The sequence below is a fragment of the Pedobacter heparinus genome, assembly GCF_032678725.1.
Lineage (GTDB): Bacteria > Bacteroidota > Bacteroidia > Sphingobacteriales > Sphingobacteriaceae > Pedobacter > Pedobacter heparinus_A.
In genome coordinates this window covers 288312-308316 of sequence record NZ_JAVTSC010000003.1, presented here as the reverse complement: position 1 = coordinate 308316, position 20005 = coordinate 288312, and the positions used below count along the sequence as shown (strand labels likewise).

Here is a 20005-nt window from a genome sequence, read left to right as displayed (position 1 = left end):
GAGATGAAAAATCAATTTATAAAGAAAGCATTTAGTGCATGTAGTTTAGGTTTAGCTTTACTATTGACCGTACCATCATGTAAGTTAGATGAGTATAATCCTAATGCGCTAGCGGAAGAGGATGTGCTCAGAGATTTTAACGGGTTCAGATCGTTTCAATCTAACATTTACACCGGGCTTTGGGGCTCATTAATCGGCATGCCGTATGGATTTTTATCCGAAACCGGAACCGATTTATGGACTTCACCAACCAATGGGGTGAGCAACAGACAGGTGATGCGGTATGAAGAGTTTACCAACAATTTTAACCTGGTTGCCAATACATGGGATTTTGCATGGGGTTCCATCAAAGATTGCAACAAAACCATTGAGATTGCTCCGCTGATCAAAGATGGCAACGCCAATGATATCAAAACTTTAGTCGCAGAAGCAAAGGCGATGCGGGCTTATTATTATTCTGTACTGGTAGTACAGTTTGGTAATATTCCGCTGATCACAACAACTGATGATCCGGTTAAAAATTTAAATCCTACCAGAAGTACTATTGCCGAAATTTATGCCCAGATTGTGGCTGATTTAACTGCTGCGGCACAAGATCTTCCTGTGGTGCCTTATCAGGGTAATCTTCAGCGTGTGACCAAAAAAGGAGCGCTTGGTCTGCTGGCCCGTGTATATGCACAAGGAGGAGGTGAAGGATTAATGGAGGGAACAAAAAGTTACTGGCTTAGGGCAAAGGAAGTTGCTGAAGATCTGATTTTAAATAAAGGGGCGTATGGTGCTACTTTGTATACAGATTTTGCCCAGGTATTTGCTTATGCCAACAATAGAAATAATGCGGAAGCCTTATTTACAGCGTATGGCTTGAACCCTTATAGTCCATCGTATGATGTGGCAACATCAAATTCCAAACCCAACTGGTACCTGCACTTTTATCCATCACTGGATAATGCATTTGGCGCAGGTACAGATCTTTTAAAAAGAGGTGTAGGTTCTAATACCACAAATGCCTATTATGGACGCTTGAACCAATCGTTTATTGCGCCTACAAAATACCTGATCAATTGTTTTAATGCAACCTATGATAAACGTTGGGAAAATTCATTTCAGACAGCGTTTGCAAACTATTCGGGGGTACAGGCAAAAACAAATAATCCAAGCCCACCAAGTCCTGCAAATGTAACCTACGCTGATGCTACAGTTACGCTAACAGCTGCCATGTGTACCAAATATGGTATTAATCCTGCGTTTGTTGGTCAAAAGATTTACCCTTTTGTAGATGTAGATGCTAAAAATGCTTCTGTGAATGCCACCTGGCAATATCCACCAAAAGTATGGCCAAAAGGAGTAACTACTGGTGCTATTGCCTCTTTGCAAACCGTTGCAAATGCCAATGTGCATCCTTATCCGCTGGATGTGGATGAAGACAGGTTTTTCGCTTTTTTAAGTAAAGATCCGCTAACGCCAGCCGAAAAAGCACTGCGCAAATATGCAGTGGTGAATATCAATGATCTTTTTGATCCGGCAGATCCGAGTGGGGCTAAATACAAAGACCCTACAGGTAATGGTTTAACGCCGATAAATATGGCCAACCTTTTCCCGGCTTTAAGTAAGTTTAACCATAATTTTGATGGTGGATGGCTGGGTGGTAACTTTCAGCAAAAACTAGGTAATATTATGGTGATGCGTATGGCTGAAGTTTATTTGCTTGCAGCTGAAGCAACTATTAAATCTGGTGGAAGTGGAGCTGTTGCTGCAGGATATTTAAATGAGCTGCGCAAACGTGCATGCCGTAACCCTGCCGATTTTAATGCTGGAACGGGAATGATGTTAACCAATGCGACGATAAATGATGTTTTTGATGAATACGCCCGCGAATTGTGTGGTGAATTTACCCGTTGGGCACTTTTAAAACGTCATAAAGCATTCGAAACGCGCCTGGCCCAATATAATGCCAGGGCTGCAGCCAGCTTTATTCCAACAAAACACTATAACAGACCTATTCCTTTCTCTTTCCTGAATACCATCAATAATGGAAGCGAATTTGGAACCAATGGTTACTAGTTAAAATACGGCCATTTTAAAATGACAAGAGGTTGTGCCATCCCAATGGTACAACCTCTTTTTTATTGGTAACCTGGGTGATCAGGCTGGTCCCTTTAGCCGGCCCTGATTAAGGGCTGCTTCTGCCATTCTTCGGGAAAAAGGTGCTTTTTGGGAGCAAGGGCTCTATGATCTCCAAACAAAGGGAGAAGCTGGCTGATTTATGGAACAAAATATACAAATGGTTGGTGATAGTTTGTTATTTTTGGACATTCAGAAAATATTTTTAAACGATGAGTAAAACACAACATTGGTTAGTCAAAAGTGAACCTTTTAAATATAGCTGGGAAAAATTTAATAAAGATGGCAGAACCTTCTGGGATGGTGTACGCAATTATCAGGCACGAAACAACCTGAAAGAAATGAAAGAAGGCGACCTGGTTCTTTTTTACCACAGCAATGAAGGCAAAAATGTTGTCGGTGTGGCTAAAGTGGTCAGAGAGTTTTATCAGGACCCTACAACTGAGGATGCCAACTGGGTTGTAGTAGATCTGGCACCAGTCGAAGCCCTTGAAAATCCGGTAAGCCTGGAACAGATCAAAGCTGAAGAAAGTTTAAAGGACATTTCCCTGGTCAGACAAGGCCGTTTGTCTGTAATGCCGCTCAAGGCCGAAGAATTTGATAAGATATTGGAAATGTCGGCAAGGGAATAACACAAAATATACCTTTATTTTGACTTTATTCTTCAGGAAAAAACAACGCCTTTAGCTCCTTTGCATCATTAGGTTTCATTTTGCCCCCGAGTATCAGGCGCAACTGTCTTCTTCTCAAAGCCCCGGCAAACAATTCTTTTTCTTCTTCAGTTTCGGGTTTCAGTTCCGGAACAGGGATGGTCCTGCCGCTTTGATCTACCGCTACAAAAGTATAATAGGCCTCATTAGATTTAACCCTGCTGCCGGAAGGGATATTCTCCGCCCATACGTCCAGTCTTACTTCTACGGAAGTATTAAAAGCACGTGTTACTTTGGCCTCAATGGTAATGACATCGCCTAGCTTAATAGGTTGCTTAAAGGATACATTGTCAACAGAAGCCGTAACGACAATCCGGTTGCAGTGTTTTTGAGCAGAAATTGCCGCTGCAATGTCCATCCAATGCAGTAAACGGCCTCCCATTAAATTGTTCAAGGTATTGGTGTCATTAGGTAATACCAACTCATTCATTATGGTAAAAGAGTCTTTTGGGCTTTTAATTTTTATACTCATATGCGCTGCAAAAGTAAACAAAATTGAACAGACAGCCCAAATTGTAAAAAATGCGGGGTAAAGATTTAGTAATTTGCCTTACGGACAAACAATTCTTGTCTGCTGATGTATATTAAATATATGAATAACCAAACACTGCTGCAATACTTTCACTGGTATTATAATGAAGAGGATAGGCTGTGGATTAAAGCCAGAAAAGATGCAAAGCTATTGGCGGCTGCGGGGATTACAGGGGTCTGGTTACCGCCAGCATATAAAGCAAATTCCGGAGGACAGTCGGTAGGGTATGATCCTTACGATCTTTTTGACCTGGGTGAGTTTGAACAGAAAAATACGACTGCCACGAAGTATGGCACTAAAGCTGAATATCAGGAGGCAATTAAGGGATTTCAGCAGCAGGGGATTGCTGTTATCGCTGATGTAGTGTTCAATCATAAAGCTGGCGGGGATGAGCTGGAAAAAGTACTGGTGAGAACAGTAGACCCCGATAACAGACTGGAATTTACTTCTGATGTTTTTGAAATAACAGCCTGGACTAAATTCACTTTTAAAGGACGGGCAGAAAAATATTCCGCATTTATTTGGGATAAGGATTGCTTTAGCGGGATTGATTGGGCAGAAGACCTGCAGGAAACCGGTATCTATTCCATTCAAAATGAATATGGGGAGGGTTGGGAAGAGGTGCCGTCAACCGAACTTGGTAACTATGATTACCTGATGTATAATGATCTGGAATTCAGAAATCCGGCAGTAAGAACTGAATTAAAGTATTGGGGAGAATGGTATGTTAAAAACTGCGGCATGAATGGCTTCAGACTTGATGCGGTAAAGCACATCTCTACGGATTTTTTAGTAGAATGGCTGGACCACATGAAGGCTGCTACCGGAAAGGACTTTTTCATTGTAGCTGAAAACTGGACTCTTGAGGGACTGGAGCCTTTACAACAATACCTGGAGGTTACAGAGGGAAGAATGCAGCTGTTCGATGCCATGTTGCACCACAACTTATACCTGGCTTCTACAACAGAAAATTATGATCTGACGAAAGTCTTCGACAATACACTGGTTCAGTCCTATCCGCTGCTTACCGTAACCTTTGTAGATAATCACGATTCACAACCCCTGCAGGCATTGGAATCTTATGTCGATTTCTGGTTCAGGCCCCTGGCTTATGCTTTAATATTGTTAAGGGAACAAGGGATACCCTGTGTGTTTTATCCCGATCTGTATGGTGCAAAGTATGCCGACAAAACGGACGAAGGTAATGAGACAGGAGTAGAACTGATTGCATTGACCGAATTGCCGGATATGCTCCGCATCCGTAAAGAACTTGCGTATGGTATGCAGCGCGATTATATGGATTTTCCAAACTGTATCGGCTGGACCAGGGAAGGTATAGCGGAAAAAGACAATTCGGGAATAGCAGTGTTGATGAGTAATGGTGATAATGGCCTGAAGCTGATGGAAATTGGTAAAGTACACGCCGGCAAAGTAATGGTTGATGCGCTTGGAAACAGGGAGGAGGAAGTGTTGATTGATGAAAACGGCTCCGGAGAATTTTATTGCAATGCCGGCAGTGTTTCTGTCTGGGTGTTATCTTCTTAAGGTATTCACACTGCTGTAGCCAATCAGCTCTTCCCATCTTGCACCAGGCTTTCTGTAGTACGCAAATACCTGATAGGTATTGGCTGTTTCAAAATAGGAACCCTCAAAGACAGCCTGATCGGTTTTGCCGCTTTCTTTGTTTAACCAGACATATTTATAATCATACAATCCCTGTTTGAGTAAAACTTCCCTGTAAAAACGCCTTTTAGTGGGATCGAAAGTCATTTTACTATTTTCATCCAGCGTATAATTGTTAAAGCGGCCAAGCACATAAGCTTCACCATTTGCACTCGGTGGTACCGCATTCAATGTAAAATGTACATGTGCATAATCACCATCCGTATTGTTGTCCCTGCCTTCCTGGTTACGTATAAAGAAACTGCCATTTTCATCCACAAGGTTAGTATATCTGGGTTTATTGCCATTTACATCCTGAAAAAGGATGACTTCATTGATGCTGTCCCTGATAATTTCCTGCACGTTTTCGGCCTTATAGCGCAGGCTACGGATGTCGAATTTCCGGAACTCATTTCCAGCCGGAAAATCATTGGCCAGCAATTCATTGTATACCAGCGATCCGGGTCTGATAAAAGTAGGTTTAGTATTTACAATAGCCGTTTGAGGGATTGCATTTTGCATCACCACAGCCTTTAGATCAAGGTAAGGGTTTTGTATAGGTGTTTTGTGGAAAATGGTAAAGTTGACCTTCTGGTTACTGAAACGGAGGGGAACCTGTGAGGAGGGGGTAATTTCTATACCGATATCCACCAGGTTTTCTACCACATAGAACCTTTGCGATACCACAGGCTTTTGCTGGTTGCCGTCTTCGTAAACCTTGAGCAGGTAATTACCAGATATTTTAGGCCTGATCTGGCTGTTGGGCAGATTAACAGTGTAATGGGTGAATTTTTGAAGGGTATTGAAGGAATACTTGTAATCATTGATCCTGTCGTCTGATAAACCGTCCAGGTAATCTATAGGAGATAAACGGGAAGATTTCCAGTCGGACGTACAATGTTCTACTGTATACCAGTAAATTTTGCTGCCACCGTTCAGGTCATCAAAAGAAAAGACCAGCTGTTCGTTTGTTTTTAAAGTAATAACAGGGATGGATTGTTCTTTTTTAGCATTGTAACACTGTACCGTTTTGATGTTGGGCAGGTATATTTTATTGTCGTGTACAAATCCCTGGTTTTGTGCAACGGTAATTTGTATGCTTAACAAAAGCAAAAAGAACAACCCTATCTGTTTTATCATTTGGTTTCCAGTTCCATAATCTGTGAAGCCAGTTCTTCCCAGGTGGTTTGTGCAGTGTCCAATAAGAACTTAGCTGTTGTGTATGCCGCATTGGCTTCCGCTAATTTATGGGAATTCGAATAAACCTCTTCATCCGCAATTTTAGCTTCAATGGTTTTTACACTCTGCTCAAAAGCTGCAATTTCCTGCTCTGTTTTTTGCAATTGATCATTCAGCTTTTTAAGCTGTTGCTGGGCATTTGAGGATGCTGGTTTATCTTCTGCCTTAGGTTTTACCTCTTTTTCCTGTTTTAACGGGATAGGGGTGGCAACAGGTTGTGGTCTTTTGGCATTCCATTCTTCATACTCAGCGTAAGTACCCGGATATTCTTTGATGTCCTTGTCTTCTATGAACCAGATTTTGTTGGCTACATTATCCAGGAAATACCTGTCGTGGGATACCGCGATGAATGTGCCTTCGTACTGTTGTAAAGCCTGGATCAGGATGTTTACCGATTGTATGTCCAGGTGATTGGTAGGCTCATCAAGAATAAGAAAGTTGGAGTCTGTGGTTAGAGACTTAGCAAGGGCAACCCTGGATTTTTCTCCTCCTGAAAGCACCTTGATCTTTTTGAAAACATCATCACCCGAAAAAAGGAAGCAACCTAAAATGCCCCGAAGTTCTGTATCAGTATGTTTAGGCGCAAAGGCCTGCAGTTCTTCCAGAATGGTATTTTCAAGATGCAGGGATTCCAGCTGGTGCTGCGCAAAGAAAGTTGTAGTTACGTTATGTCCGGTTTCACATTTCCCCTCAAACTTCTCTGCACCGGCAATAATTCGTAATAAGGTCGATTTTCCTTTACCGTTGGCACCAATCAAAGCGATTTTATCACCTTTTTCAATAAGGCCTTCGGCATTTTCCAGAATTTCTACATTGGGATAGCTTTTGTTTGCATTTTCAACGCGTATCACATGGCGACCCGAAGGTTTAGAGAATTTAAACTGAAAATTAACAGTAGGGTTATCATCGTCAACATCTTCTACACGCTCCAGTTTGTCCAGCGCTTTCATGCGAGACTGTGCCATTTTTGCTTTCGATGCTTTAGCGCGGAAACGCTCTATCAAACGTTCTTCCTGTTTGATCTTGGCCTGCTGGTTCTTAAATTCTCCTTTCTGGATCTCACCCCTTAAGGATTTTTCTTCTAAATAGAACGTATAATTACCAGCATAAGGGGTCAGTTTGCCTTTGCGTGATTCTACAATTTTGTTAACTACCTTATCTAAAAAGTACCTGTCGTGTGAAACGATCACGATGGCACCTTCAAATCCAAGCAGATAGGTTTCCAGCCATTTAATGGAAGGTAGATCCATGTGGTTGGTAGGCTCATCGAGTAAAAGGATGTCTGGTGTTTGCAATAGTATCTTTGCCAGCATCACCCGCATCCGCCATCCACCCGAAAAAGTATTTAACGGTCTATGTTGGTCCTGGGTGCTAAAACCCAGACCCGCCAGAATTTCATTGGCTCTATATTCAATACTATAGCCATCTAAGGCTTCAAATTCCTGTTGCTTATCGCTCAGTTTGTTGAGCACCTCTTCAGAATAATCTGTCTCGATCTTCTTTAACAGCACTTCAATTTCATCATGCAACTGGTTCTGGCGCTCAAAAGCCTCCATAGCCACGTGTAAAATGCTATGATGAGAATCGTAAGAAAGTAAATCCTGGTTCAGGTAGCCGATCTTCAGGTCTTTCGACATGGAAATCGAGCCTGAAGAAGGCGCATATTCTCCAACAATTATTTTTAATAGTGTAGATTTTCCTGTTCCATTGGCGCCAATTAGCCCAATTCTCTCTCCCGGTTTTATGTGCCAGTCTGCCTCATCGTATAATGCCCTAGAGCCCAGCAGGAATGTTAAGTCGTTTATTGAAATCATTTGGCTGCAAAAATACAACTTTACGGGTAAAATTGAGACAATTTAAAAACGTTCCTTATCTTCGCAGCATGTATCAGCTCATCAAACCCATATTTTTCCAGTTCGACCCGGAAAAAGTGCATTATTTTGTTGTGAAAAGATTAAAATGGTTTCATGATCATTTTCCTCTTGGGAGGACAATTTTGCGCAGCAGCTTTGACATCAATATCAAAGGACTGGAACGCGAGGTTTTTGGTATCAAATTCAAAAATCCTGTAGGACTGGCCGCAGGCTTCGATAAAAACGGGGAGTATATAGAGGCCTTGAGTGATCTGGGCTTTGGCTTTATTGAGGTGGGTACGGTAACGCCGTTGCCGCAACCTGGTAATGATAAGCCAAGAATGTTCAGGCTGGAAGACGATGGTGCCCTGATCAACAGGATGGGTTTCAACAATAAGGGCGTGGATACATTGGCTGAGCGCTTGAGACTTTTGAGAAGCAAGCATAAGGATATTGTTGTTGGGGGGAATATTGGAAAAAATAAAAATACACCCAATGAGGATGCGGTGAACGATTATATCAAATGTTTTGACCGCCTGTTTGATGTGGTTGATTATTTTGTGGTAAATGTAAGTTCTCCGAATACACCCGGGCTAAGGGAACTGCAGGAAAAAGCGCCATTAATGAACCTGCTGAATACCCTGCAGCAGCGGAATAAGAAGAATGACATTTCGAGGCCAATCTTATTGAAAATTGCACCTGACCTTACTAATGAACAGCTGGATGATATTGTGGAGATTGTAATGCAGACAGGGATTGCAGGGGTTATTGCCACAAATACCACCATAGACAGGAATGGTTTATATACTGCTGAAAGCGTGACAAGTGAAGCAGGAGGTTTAAGTGGTAAGCCTTTAACCATACGTTCTACTGAGGTGATTAAATACCTGTCGGATAAATCAAATAAAGCTTTCCCTATTATCGGCGTAGGTGGGATCCATTCTCCGCAGGACGCCAAAGATAAGCTGGCTGCAGGTGCATCATTGGTGCAATTGTATACAGGTTTTATTTATGAGGGCCCAGGTATTGTAAAAAGAATCTGTAAGGAGCTGGTAAAGTAAAAAAAGCCTTTCTGTTTTGCAGAAAGGCTTTTCAATTTTGTTTGAAAAGAAAACTTATGCTTTCGCAGCTAATTGAGCAATAACAGCGTTGTTTTTAGCCAATTGATCTTTTGAAGATTGTTTAGATCTGCTGCCCAACTCGATGTTAGTAGCTAATTTTAAAAATTTCACATCTAACTTCGCGAAAGTTTTATTTCTTCTGTCTTTTCTTTTTAATCTGGTAACTGCCATGTCAATCTTTTTTATTTATTAATAAATCTGGAGGTCGAGAGCGGATTCGAACCGCTGTACGAGGTTTTGCAGACCTCTGCCTAGCCACTCGGCCACTCGACCTGTTGAAATTCAGGCTGCAAAAATAGCAATTATATCTTAGGATGCAATTTATTTATGAAAATTTCTGCTAATATCTGCACATAAAATTGCGGCAGATATGGCAACGTTCAAAGACTCAGCAGCTCCAACGCGTGGAATGGTTACCGGATGGGTAATGAATTCTAATACTTCGGGTGTAATCCCCTGTCCCTCGTTACCTAAAATGACCAATCCTTCTTTCCCCCAGTCTGTCTTGTACATACTCTTTCCATCTAAAACAGCACCAAATATGGGCAGGTTAATGTGGTTGAGCAAGGAAGGGAGATGTTCATAAAAGATATTGGTCCTGCTTAAAGAACCCATAGTTGCCTGAACCGTTTTTGGATTATAGATTTCTACACAGTTGTTAGCGCAAATGATGTTTTTAAAGCCAAACCAATCGGCAGTACGGATAATGGTACCCATATTTCCCGGATCCTGTACGCCGTCGAGTACTAAAGAAAAGACATTTTTAAGAATTTTAACATCTAGTACGGGCTGTGCAGGGATGTTTACCAGGGCAAGTATTCCCTGTGGGGCCTGCAACGTACTAATCTTGTCCAGTTCAGCGTTGTTTACTTCAAATAACTTTATATTTGCCGGTAAAGTCGGTAGTAAAGAGTGGTATTGGGCCAGGTAAAAAATGCTGTGTACCTGGTAGTTTGACTGGATAAATTCTACAATAGATTTTATACCTTCAATAATAAATATCCCGTTCTCTTTACGGTACTTTTTTTGATGTAACGATTTTATAAAACTTATCTGAGATTTTGAAAGCATACCACGATTATAAGAAGAATGTCCAGTTTCATGCAATATTACTATTTATTATTGTTTTTGTTACAGGATGTTCATCAACTAAGTACATTGCCGATTACCAGTCTATTGTAAAAAAAGTAGAGATTGACAGCATTCCGAAGGAATTTGAAGAGGAGGCTTTAAATTATATACAAAAAGACATCAGGCCGACTTCTAAATTGGGTATCAATGTGTTGATCTATAATATGTTCAATACCAAGGACGGTAAATATAAAACTACAAATATAAAACCTTTAGGTACACCTCCGCCAATTCTGGACAGTACGCTGGTAGAAATTTCACGTAACCAGATAGAAAAATACCTGATGAGCAAGGGTTACTTCAATGCGAAGGTCAAATCAGATATCGAAGTAAAAGGTCAGCGTGCCGGGGTGTTTTTCAAAGCAAACACCGGCCCATCATTTTCTGTGAACAAGGTGGTTTATGAAATTCCTGATCAACAGATCAAAGACCTTTATTTGTCCAGTAAAAGTTTATTCAGTCATCTGAAAGAAGGTTTGCGTTATGATGACGATTCACTGGCTTATGAAAGGGATCAGATTTACCAGATAATGAAAGAACACGGTTACTTTGATTTTTTGAGACCTTACGTAAAGTTTACTGTGGATTCAAACCTGAACAGCAGCAAGGCTAACGTTACGCTGATCATTGACAATCCCGTAGATAAACCAAAGCACCTGCAATATAACATAGGTGAGATCAATATGATCATAGCCCCGGATGCCGAGGGCTTCCCGGATTCCATTCCAATGAACAAAAGGGTGTTTAAAGGGGTTAGGTATACAGATTTGTCTAAAAAGTTTAGACGAAACCCCATTAACCGCTATAATTTTCTGCATGAAGGTGAGCAGTACGACATCAGAAATGAAAACTTAACCTATGATCGCCTATATGAATTGAATGTGTTTAAGAATGTTAAAATAGACTACAACAAGGCCAAAGACAGTTCAAATAAAGTGGAACCTGTCATTCAGTTGATTCCGCAAAAGATCATGAGCAACCGTATCGAGGGTGAGATTCCTTTTAACGCGGGTACTGTGGGCTTCACTTTGAGTAATACCTACACCAATAATAACCTGTTCAGAGGGGCAGAGCGTTTTGAATTTCAGGTTAAAGGGGGATTACAATCTAGGCTGGGAGCAGGCACTTCAATATTTAAAGATATTTATCAACGGGATTTTTCTGTGAGTGCCACCCTGACTGTACCTCGCTTAATGATTCCTTTTGCCAGATCTAAGCCAAACAGAGGTGGAATGCCACATACCATATTCTCTTCAAGTTATGTATATGGCTTACAGAAGGATCTTTTTCAGCGTAAGGTGATCCTGACTTCAGTTGCCTATGAATTTAGGGAGACAGTTTCTAAGTTTCATACTGTGACGCCTTTGAATTTCGAATATCGGTTCGGAGGCCTGCTTTTTGACAAGCTTGATTCAACAAATGTAAACTACCCCTTAATTAGCAATAATTTAGTTAATCTGCTTCTGTTGGAAAGGAAGAATGTAACGTTTGGTATTAAATACTCTTATTCTTTGAATGCTGAAAAGCTACTTAGTAATAAGAGTTTTATTTATTTCAAAGGAGATATGGATTTAGCTGGTAATGCCTTACAAGGCATTACAAAGCTCTTGAAGACTAGAATAGATTCAACAGGGGCTTCTACAATATTCGGCGTACCATTTAATCAGTATGTACGCCCTGAAGTTGATATACGCTGGTATAAAGGCCTGGGAGGGGAAAAACAATTTGTTGCCCGCGTTAACGCAGGCATTGCTTATGCTTATGGCAACTCAATGGATGGTGTTCCGTTTGAAAAGCTTTTCTACGCTGGTGGATCAAGTGGCATAAGAGCTTGGCAGGCCAGAACTTTGGGGCCCGGCAGTTACAATAGGGGCGCATTCTTAACCACTGAGGCACAACGGAGAATCCTTTATGGCTTTGATCAGAATGGTGAGCTACATATTGAGGCAAACTTTGAATACCGTTATAAACTACTGAACAAATTTTTTGGTGCCAAGCTTAAAGGCGCGATATTTTTGGATGCCGGTAACATTTGGAACGTTTCAAACGGAACTGCTGAAACCAAGTTTAATTTTAAATCTCTGGGCAACCAGATAGCCATTGGTACTGGAACTGGTTTCAGGTACGATGTACAATACTTTGTTTTCAGGTTTGATGTAGGCCTTAAATTGAAAGACCCTCAGTTTGATGTTGCCGACCAATGGGTGATCAGTAAGTTTTTAGGTGGGGGTAAAGCTTTCAGAAGCGCCTATGATGCAGCCAATACCCCTGATCGCTACCGTTTTGTGCAATATAATTTTGGGATAGGAATGCCTTTCTAAAACATTCCTCTCAAGCCGTCAAAAATCGTTTCAAAAAAAGTAGACAGGTCTAAGCCGTTACTATGGTTGAAATAGATAAAGATCACTAAAATGACCACTGCGACGATAATGAATTTTCGGAAAGCAAAGGCCAGGAACACAATCAGGGCAGGAAAAATAACCAGCCACATGCTGTTGATGGTATAAGGGTTTAGCGAACCATCCTTTTTATAAACATAAAGCAGTTTGCTATGCGTGCCGCTGTCGTTCTGATGTTTGACGTAGACAAATGCAGAGCGTTCCAGTTGCAAAGGCAAGATTGCTACACCATCATTAAAATTAACGGGCTGTGTAAAACCACTTATCGTAAAAGTATACTTTCCATTGATCTGCTCTATGGGATTGTCTAAAGAATCGGCAGCTATAATGGCAAGTTTGCTGTTTTTAAGCAGGCTTTCTTTAACTATAAAATTATTGATAGCTGCCTTCTGTGCAAAAATAGAACCGCTGAATATCAAAAACAGGAGCAACAAATAGATTCTTCTCATTCTGTAGATCGTTTATTGTAAATTAAGTACCCCAAATGTAACAAAACGCCGTTTCTTTTTATCGGGTCATCATATAAATTATAACTCAGGCTAACCGGACCCAGTGGGGTATGGTAAACCAGACCTGCAGTTCCGGCATAATGCCATTTGGTAAAGGCAGTTTTATGGGCAACACCCTGGAATCCGACTTTTTCAAATTCCCGGTAAGGTAAAAATACATAACCTTCTACCCGAAGGTCGAGGTTTCTCTTTAAACTGTATACATTTTTAAGACCTCCGGCAAGGTAAGTGGTTGCCCTGAAGTTTTCCAGAAATACAGATCTGCTATCCTGTAGGGGATAAAACGCAGGAGCTGCCAATAGGGTTGAATAGTAATTAGAAAACAAGGGTTGGTTACTATATACTGCTTCTGCCTGGTAACCCAGGGTATATTTGTTCAGATGCAGGAAATAGTTCTCTTCAGCCATCTTAATCTTTATCCATTGCCTGAACTGCTTGCTAACGCCAACTTTAGGCGTTAACAATGCAACCGGGTCAGCAGTACCATTGATATTTCCTGGTGTATAACTTTCCCTTCCTGCAAAATAGTTAAAACTAAGCAGGAAATTTCGCCCCCTGCTGGCATATTGTTTACGGTTAAAGGTATATTGTTCAAAAGCTAGTGTAGACATTGAACCATTTAATACAGTCTTTTCCAATACATCTCCAATGGAAAAGGTGTTGTTAGGACTATAGCGGTCGTTGTTGTTGATAAAGGCTGTGCTCAGGGTGATTTTAGCGTTTCTGTTTAAGGGCATGCCAATTTTAAGGTCTATTTTTCTATCTGATTGTTCAATATAAGTAGGGTGTGGATTCTCAATAAAAATGGAACTTGTTTTATAATAATCAAAGTGGTTGTAGGTTACATCGGCTGCCAGGAATAGAGGAAGACCAGAGGGATAGTCAATACGTCCGCTCATCTGTAAAGACTCATAGAAACGACCAGAATAAAGGTTAACACCGAAGGTATATGCTTTTTTGGCCAGGTAATTATACTGTAAACCTAAAAATACATTGCTGATCGGCCTGGTAGAGATATTGCCCCCAAAGTCAATTTTTAAACTTTTTCTAGGTTGCGCTAATATTTCCAGGTTATAGCTATCTGAGACGGGATTATAGGATATTCTGGGGTATATGGTTTCAAAAGTCTCATCAGCCACCAGTTTATAATATCCTTGTTTAATGTCGTTGATGTTGAAGGTAGCTTTGTCATCTCTTTTGAAAAGCCGTTCAACATATTTTTTCTGTTGAGCATTTACACCTGATACCGTAACATTACTGAACAAAAGATCTGGTTTTCTATTGTTAAAATCATTGCGCCTTGTCATCAGTTCATTAATGTTTACCCGTCTTTTGACCTTCTTCTTGATTTCCGGCATATTGGCCATCGTAGCATCGTACCCCTGTTTGATTAAAGCCGCCACTGGATTGAAATTGGTTACGCTGTAATCCTTAAGGTCCGGTTGTATATAGATTCCACTTTCTCCAATTAATGTAGAATCTGATTTGGAGAGGAACATGAATACCATGAGCCTGTTCATCAGCCTTTCATCCCTGTTTTTGGGATATTCATTATAAGTTTTTGAGGAAACATTGGCGCCGATCATGACATCAGGGTTGAAATCCTTTTTCATCACATCTGCCGGGAAATTGTTATATAAACCACCATCAAAAACATATTTACCTTCCAGTTTTATTGGACGGTAGATCAGCGGAACAGTCATGGTTGCCCTTACGGCCTCTGCAAGGTTGCCTTTTTTTACGGTAATGCTGGTTTGCGATAAAACATCGGAAACCATACAATGGAAGGGGACAAACAGGTTGTCAAAATTATCTTTAGAGATGGCCGATGCCTGAGAAAAAAGTTCGAGCAGGGCAAAATTTAAAGGGATATCGTTGACCAGGTTAGAACGGAAAGTCATTCTTAAGCTGGTATCCAGAGATAGTTTTGCCGTAACAATAGATGGATTTAAAGGTTTCTTCTGGAAGAAAAAAGTATAGTCGCTTTTAAACCTTCCGCTCACCCAATCCTGAAACTCCGAACTTAAAGCGACCTTTTCAATTTGAGCTGGAGAATAGCCTGCAGCATACATGGCGCCAACAATGCCACCCATAGAAGTTCCGGTAATGTAGTCTACAGGAATGTTATTTTCTTCCAGGGCTTTTAAAGTACCAATGTGTGCGATGCCTTTGGCGCCACCACCACTCAATACCAAACCTACTTTTTGAGCATATACGGGAAATGTCAAAACAGCAAGGATAAATACCAGTAACTTCTTTAAAAACATCGCACCCTAAAAATAGGGAAATTAGTTCAAAATGAAGATATTATAAGTAAGTACAGTTGCAAAACTGACCCATAAAATGTAAGGAATAAAAAGCAGGCCAGCTACTTTATTGATCTTATAGAATACCCATGCGTTTATGATCACTGCAAGAAGTAAAGCGATAATCTCAAACAAGGCTACACCAAGTTGATGAGCATAAAAGAAGATAAAAGACCACATGAGGTTTAAAACCAGCTGTATCAGGTAAATGGCGATGGTACGGGGGAACTGTGTAATGGTATGCCTTTTTTGCCATACCAGGTAGGCTGAAATGCCCATCAAAATATACAGGCTGGTCCAGACCGGTGCAAAAATTTCATTTGGCGGGTTAAAGGAAGGTTTTGCCAGTGTTACATACCAGGTTTTTACAGAACTTGCCGTAAAAAATGCCCCGATTGCGCCGACAGCAAGTGGTATGGCAATGTTAATGATGAAGGCAACAGGATTAAATTTCATATGTAATTTCCTAAACAACAAAGACCAGCATAAACTGTTTGTTATTTTGTATTTTGGTGGGCAGTAATTGACATATTAAAGTTATAATACAATACATCTCCCTTTTTCAGGTGACGTTCACCACTGTAATTATCGGCCAGAATGGCTTTCCCTTTCTGCTCAATATGAACACCTCCCTTATCGCCGTTTGACCAGGATGCCGGTGTATTTTTATAGCCATTATTCTCCAGCGTATAAAGCAGGCCTCCTGCGGGATTACCAATCCATACCTTAGCCTCTTTTTTCCCGGTAGCACTCCATTTCCAGTCAATTGCCGGATCACGTTCATCACCCTTCTGGTTAAGTCCTTTTACATATTTCGCCGCTTCGGGTGTAAAGGGAATGTGTAACCTGATATTTTCCAGGTCAATGTCGTTCAGCGCTGTAATTTTAACTACATAAATCATCATTCCATGCAAGTTCAAACTGCCTTTAACCTCCATGTCAAGGCTGTCAGATGTGTTATTTACCATCCAGTTTACTTTATCTGGTGTCGGTTTTGAAATATCGAGTGCCCCGCTTTTAAATTTAATATCTTTGTGGTTAACCAGTCGGGGCAGGTGAAAATGAATGGGCTCAGTGACCAGTTTAAACGAAGTCTGGACCATTGCCGGGAAACCATCTGCGTTCAGGTCCAGTTGTTTACCTGGAAGATAGATGCTGTTTCCCTTAACGGTAAGCGGGGGATAAGAAGCCTCAACTTCCTGTGCTTGTATGCTGTTAACAAGGAGCATAACGGATAATAAAGCAATTGTTCGTTTCATCAGAAAAATATGGAAAAGTAAAGATTTTTAAAAGTAAAACATTTTAAGCGTTTTTATACTTTTTATGGCTCAATTTTCCGGGTCAGGTAAACAATTTCCTGGATAGACTCGTCCATCTGTATAGCTGTATGTTTAACACGTGCCAGAAGTTCCAGGTTGTCAGGATCGTCGGGTTCGATATTAAAGAGATCTACCAGCCCAAGTAAATTAGATACAGGCCCTCGGATCTGGTGCGCCTGAACCCAGGCAATTTCTTTAAACTGCCTGTTTTGGACTTCAATTTTACGCTGATAATTCTGCTGCGCTGTATTGTCGGTAAAATAAACAGCCAGGCCCGTATCCGTAGGATAGGCATTAACGGAGAGCCAGATGTTTAATGGCGGATAGAATTCTTCAAAATGAACCGGGACATTTTCTGATAACGCTTTTTTGTAAAGTTGAGAATAGTCAAGTTCCCTGGCTTCAGGAAAGCATTCCCATAAGTTCTTACCAATAATATCTGCCCTGTTTGTCTGAATGATCTTTTCAAACGCTTTATTGATATAAGTCAGTTCCCAGTTTTTGTTTACCGTAAAAAAACCATCTGTAATGCTCTCCAGGATGTTTTCTATTTCTCTTGCTTTTTTCTTAAGGGCATTTTCAGTTTTTACGGCCTTATCAATATCAATGGCCATAACCAGTTTGCAGGTTTTGCCTGCAAATAAGATCTGATGAGTAAATATATGCACATAAAAATTTTCACCATTTTTACGGGTGTGCTGCCAGATTCCTGCATTTGAATAGGCCGCAGGCAATTCTTCATTGATTTTGTAAAAAGCTTCCAGTTCATCAGCCGGCCGGATGTCTTTTGCGTTGAGTTCCAGAAACTCTTTCCTGCTGTACCCATATTGCCGCAGAGCAGCTGTATTTGCTTCCAGAAAGTTAAAAGTATCCTTTTCATATATATACATAGGGCTTGGGTTCTCCCTGAATATGCGCAGGTAATTATAGGTGCTTTTCTTCCGTTCAACAGCCAGCTGTATGGTTTTTTTTAACAACAAGGGTTGCAGCCAGGATTTAAGCAGCCAGTCATCCGCACCAAATGGCAATACGGGATCAGCGGCCGTGGTATCAGCAATCACAATTAAGGGGACATCTGGAAAATCAACGCTTAGTTTTTGAACAAGCGCGGAAGAGTGCCGCATATCTTCTGTAAACAGGATGATGACTTCATAGTCAGCAGGACGAATTTTTTGTGCCGGGGACGAAATGATCTGATTTTGCCGGTATCCTATGTTTAATAGCTGGCTGATGAAGTTTTCATCAGGACCCGGACTATTTTCTATAACAAGCAATACATTTTGATCGAACATAACTGGTAAATATTAACATCAGCTGATCATACAGTGATTGAATTTATCGAAATATATGATGAGATCAAAATCTGTTGGCATAAATTTTTGCTGATTTATCATATGGATTAGTATCTTAGGGTAAAAAGTACAGATATGAAAAAGATAATTGCATTAACATGGGTAGCCCTGTTGTTCACAACCTTCACTGTTTCGGCTCAACAGGACAAAAGTAAAAGGGCAAGTCCGCCTGCAGTAGCAAAAGAAACACTCAATTCGGGGGTGGTTGTCACTATTGATTACAGCCAGCCTTCGGTAAAAGGCCGTACCATCGGTAAGGAAATTGCCCCGTATGATGGAAAAGTTTGGCGTACAGGAGCCAATGAAGCGACCATATTTGAGGTAACTAGAGCTGTAAAAATTGAGGGAAAAGCGCTCGCTGCCGGTAAATATGCCCTGCATTCTATTCCAGGTGCAAAGGAATGGACATTTATTTTTAACAAAAAATGGCAAAAACCAGGTACAGAATATAGCGAAGCAGAGGATGCGTTACGCGTAACTGTTAAGCCAGGAAAATCAGCTTCCTTTACAGAGAAGATGGTTTTTACCATTGATAAAGCTGGAAAAGTAGCCCTGGTATGGGGTGATCTGAGTGTTCCATTTACGGTAAAGTAATTTGATGTGGATTTAATCAAATGAATCCATATATTTGCGCTCCTGTTTCCGTAGTTCAATGGATAGAATTTTAGATTCCGGTTCTAAAGATGGGGGTTCGAATCCCTTCGGGAACACGCTTTGAGGATTCAATATTGTTTACAATATTGAATCCTTATTTTATGAATAATTCATACTGGTTTTCATTTATAATTATTAGTCAGGACAATAAGTTCTAATATTGGGCTGAAAAAGGCTTTAGTGCACCTTGGTTTGGGGTTTGCTGGGCTTAAAGGTACCTCAATCCCAGCAAACCCCAAGCCAGCCCTTAATCAGCCCTTATTGAGGCTCGCCTTCATTGGGCAGCTACCTCTTTACAAGGTATATTTGCATTATGGTTAATACATTGATATCACATATATATAAAGGACTATCAATATTTTCTTTTATTTCAAAATATTTCATATCTTGGTTTTAATTCGTGTACGTACACTTTAATATTGTTTATTGTAATCCAAACATTAAAAACTTATTGTAAAATCCATAGGGTACATGATCAGGTCAGAAAAAATAGCACTAAACGTTGCCCTCAATAAGGACAAAACAACTGAATTGGTTTTTAGCGATTTATTCAAAACTTATGAGTATCCGTTATACACACTTGCTCTGCGGTTAACAAAAGATGATTATGTGGCCAAAGACATCATTCAGGAAGTATTTCTGGCTTTATGGACCATGCGAGATAAAGTTCATGAAATCAACAATATAGAAGCTTATCTTTTCCGCATTACCCGGTTTAAGGTAATTAAGTATTTACGCAAGGTTGCAGCAGATGACCGTTTAAAAGAAAAAATATGGTTTGGACTGAAAGACCTGGCTGAGGATGGTACCGCAAAAATCGAAGCAAGGGAATTTGATTCCATTCTGGCTTTAGCTATAGCACAGTTGCCGGCAAAAAGAAAACAAGTTTACCTGTTAAAAACCACAGAAGGTAAAACTTATAAAGACATTGCCGATGAAATGAATATCTCACAACATACGGTAAAAAACCATTTGTCTTCTGCCAGCAAAACTATCCGTAAGTTTTTTGACCTTGCCTTTAAAACCATTGTAGTCATGATTATGACCAATTGGAACTAAATTTTTTTTGTCTGATTTTCAGTGACTTATGTTTTTTC

Annotated in this window: 17 protein-coding genes and 2 tRNA genes; 8 read left to right on the top strand and 11 right to left on the bottom strand. The window is 40.5% G+C overall.

The window, feature by feature from the left end:
- The first annotated feature begins 3 nt into the window (after positions 1 to 3).
- Complete coding sequence (locus tag R2Q85_RS06720) at positions 4 to 2061, top strand: RagB/SusD family nutrient uptake outer membrane protein (protein WP_316810982.1); 2058 nt, start codon at positions 4 to 6, stop codon at positions 2059 to 2061.
- Positions 2062 to 2333: 272 nt separating this feature from the next.
- A complete protein-coding gene (locus R2Q85_RS06715; RefSeq protein ID WP_316810981.1) occupies positions 2334 to 2753 on the top strand; it encodes an EVE domain-containing protein in 420 nt (139 codons plus the stop codon).
- 25 nt (positions 2754 to 2778) lie between these two features.
- Here R2Q85_RS06715 and R2Q85_RS06710 read toward each other — a convergent pair whose 3' ends face one another.
- Positions 2779 to 3303 (bottom strand): acyl-CoA thioesterase, encoded by a 525-nt coding sequence (locus tag R2Q85_RS06710; protein WP_316810980.1) that lies wholly within the window; start codon positions 3301 to 3303, stop codon positions 2779 to 2781.
- Positions 3304 to 3423: 120 nt separating this feature from the next.
- On the opposite strand from R2Q85_RS06710, the gene R2Q85_RS06705 reads away from it, so the two are divergent.
- Complete coding sequence (locus R2Q85_RS06705) at positions 3424 to 4908, top strand: alpha-amylase (protein WP_316810979.1); 1485 nt, start codon at positions 3424 to 3426, stop codon at positions 4906 to 4908.
- Here R2Q85_RS06705 and R2Q85_RS06700 read toward each other — a convergent pair.
- Together R2Q85_RS06700 and R2Q85_RS06695 are read right to left on the bottom strand one after the other, a co-directional pair.
- Positions 4897 to 6165: a DUF5103 domain-containing protein gene (locus R2Q85_RS06700; protein WP_316810978.1), complete on the bottom strand. Its 1269-nt coding sequence runs from the start codon at positions 6163 to 6165 to the stop codon at positions 4897 to 4899. The genes R2Q85_RS06705 and R2Q85_RS06700 overlap by 12 nt on opposite strands.
- Positions 6162 to 8078: an ABC-F family ATP-binding cassette domain-containing protein gene (locus tag R2Q85_RS06695; RefSeq protein WP_316810977.1), complete on the bottom strand. Its 1917-nt coding sequence runs from the start codon at positions 8076 to 8078 to the stop codon at positions 6162 to 6164. Before R2Q85_RS06695 ends, R2Q85_RS06700 begins: the two co-directional genes overlap by 4 nt.
- Positions 8079 to 8146: 68 nt before the next feature.
- On the opposite strand from R2Q85_RS06695, the gene R2Q85_RS06690 reads away from it, so the two are divergent.
- Positions 8147 to 9178: a quinone-dependent dihydroorotate dehydrogenase gene (locus R2Q85_RS06690; protein ID WP_316811122.1), complete on the top strand. Its 1032-nt coding sequence runs from the start codon at positions 8147 to 8149 to the stop codon at positions 9176 to 9178.
- A 54-nt stretch (positions 9179 to 9232) separates the two neighbouring features.
- On the opposite strand, the gene R2Q85_RS06685 is transcribed toward R2Q85_RS06690, so the two are convergent.
- From R2Q85_RS06685 to R2Q85_RS06675, 3 genes are all read right to left on the bottom strand, one after another.
- Complete coding sequence (locus R2Q85_RS06685) at positions 9233 to 9409, bottom strand: spore protein (RefSeq protein ID WP_316810976.1); 177 nt, start codon at positions 9407 to 9409, stop codon at positions 9233 to 9235.
- A 28-nt stretch (positions 9410 to 9437) separates the two neighbouring features.
- Positions 9438 to 9511: transfer RNA gene (locus tag R2Q85_RS06680), tRNA-Cys, on the bottom strand.
- A gap of 48 nt (positions 9512 to 9559) precedes the next feature.
- A complete protein-coding gene (locus tag R2Q85_RS06675; protein ID WP_316810975.1) occupies positions 9560 to 10309 on the bottom strand; it encodes an RNA methyltransferase in 750 nt (249 codons plus the stop codon).
- Here R2Q85_RS06675 and R2Q85_RS06670 point away from each other — a divergent pair.
- Entirely contained in the window at positions 10300 to 12690 is a 2391-nt protein-coding gene (locus R2Q85_RS06670; protein WP_316810974.1) for a BamA/TamA family outer membrane protein, read from the top strand. The two genes, R2Q85_RS06675 and R2Q85_RS06670, sit on opposite strands and share 10 nt — an antisense overlap.
- On the opposite strand, the gene R2Q85_RS06665 is transcribed toward R2Q85_RS06670, so the two are convergent.
- The 5 genes from R2Q85_RS06665 to R2Q85_RS06645 form a co-directional block, all read right to left on the bottom strand.
- A complete protein-coding gene (locus R2Q85_RS06665; protein WP_316810973.1) occupies positions 12687 to 13217 on the bottom strand; it encodes a hypothetical protein in 531 nt (176 codons plus the stop codon). The genes R2Q85_RS06670 and R2Q85_RS06665 overlap by 4 nt on opposite strands.
- Entirely contained in the window at positions 13214 to 15544 is a 2331-nt protein-coding gene (locus tag R2Q85_RS06660; protein ID WP_316810972.1) for a patatin-like phospholipase family protein, read from the bottom strand. The genes R2Q85_RS06665 and R2Q85_RS06660 overlap by 4 nt, the downstream gene beginning before the upstream one ends.
- 21 nt (positions 15545 to 15565) lie before the next feature.
- A complete protein-coding gene (locus R2Q85_RS06655; RefSeq protein ID WP_316810971.1) occupies positions 15566 to 16039 on the bottom strand; it encodes a TspO/MBR family protein in 474 nt (157 codons plus the stop codon).
- Positions 16040 to 16080: 41 nt separating this feature from the next.
- Entirely contained in the window at positions 16081 to 16842 is a 762-nt protein-coding gene (locus R2Q85_RS06650) for a glycoside hydrolase domain-containing protein (RefSeq protein WP_316810970.1), read from the bottom strand.
- Between the two features lie 62 nt (positions 16843 to 16904).
- Complete coding sequence (locus R2Q85_RS06645) at positions 16905 to 18194, bottom strand: PAS domain S-box protein (protein WP_316810969.1); 1290 nt, start codon at positions 18192 to 18194, stop codon at positions 16905 to 16907.
- Between the two features lie 135 nt (positions 18195 to 18329).
- Here R2Q85_RS06645 and R2Q85_RS06640 point away from each other — a divergent pair, with 135 nt between their 5' ends.
- The 3 genes from R2Q85_RS06640 (at position 18330) to R2Q85_RS06630 (ending at position 19967) form a co-directional block, all read left to right on the top strand.
- On the top strand, positions 18330 to 18848 hold the full coding sequence (locus tag R2Q85_RS06640) for a DUF2911 domain-containing protein (RefSeq protein ID WP_316810968.1): 519 nt from the start codon (positions 18330 to 18332) through the stop codon (positions 18846 to 18848).
- 44 nt (positions 18849 to 18892) lie between these two features.
- Positions 18893 to 18964 (top strand) — tRNA-Arg (locus R2Q85_RS06635).
- 415 nt (positions 18965 to 19379) lie between these two features.
- Entirely contained in the window at positions 19380 to 19967 is a 588-nt protein-coding gene (locus R2Q85_RS06630; protein ID WP_316810967.1) for an RNA polymerase sigma-70 factor, read from the top strand.
- Positions 19968 to 20005 lie beyond the last annotated feature (38 nt).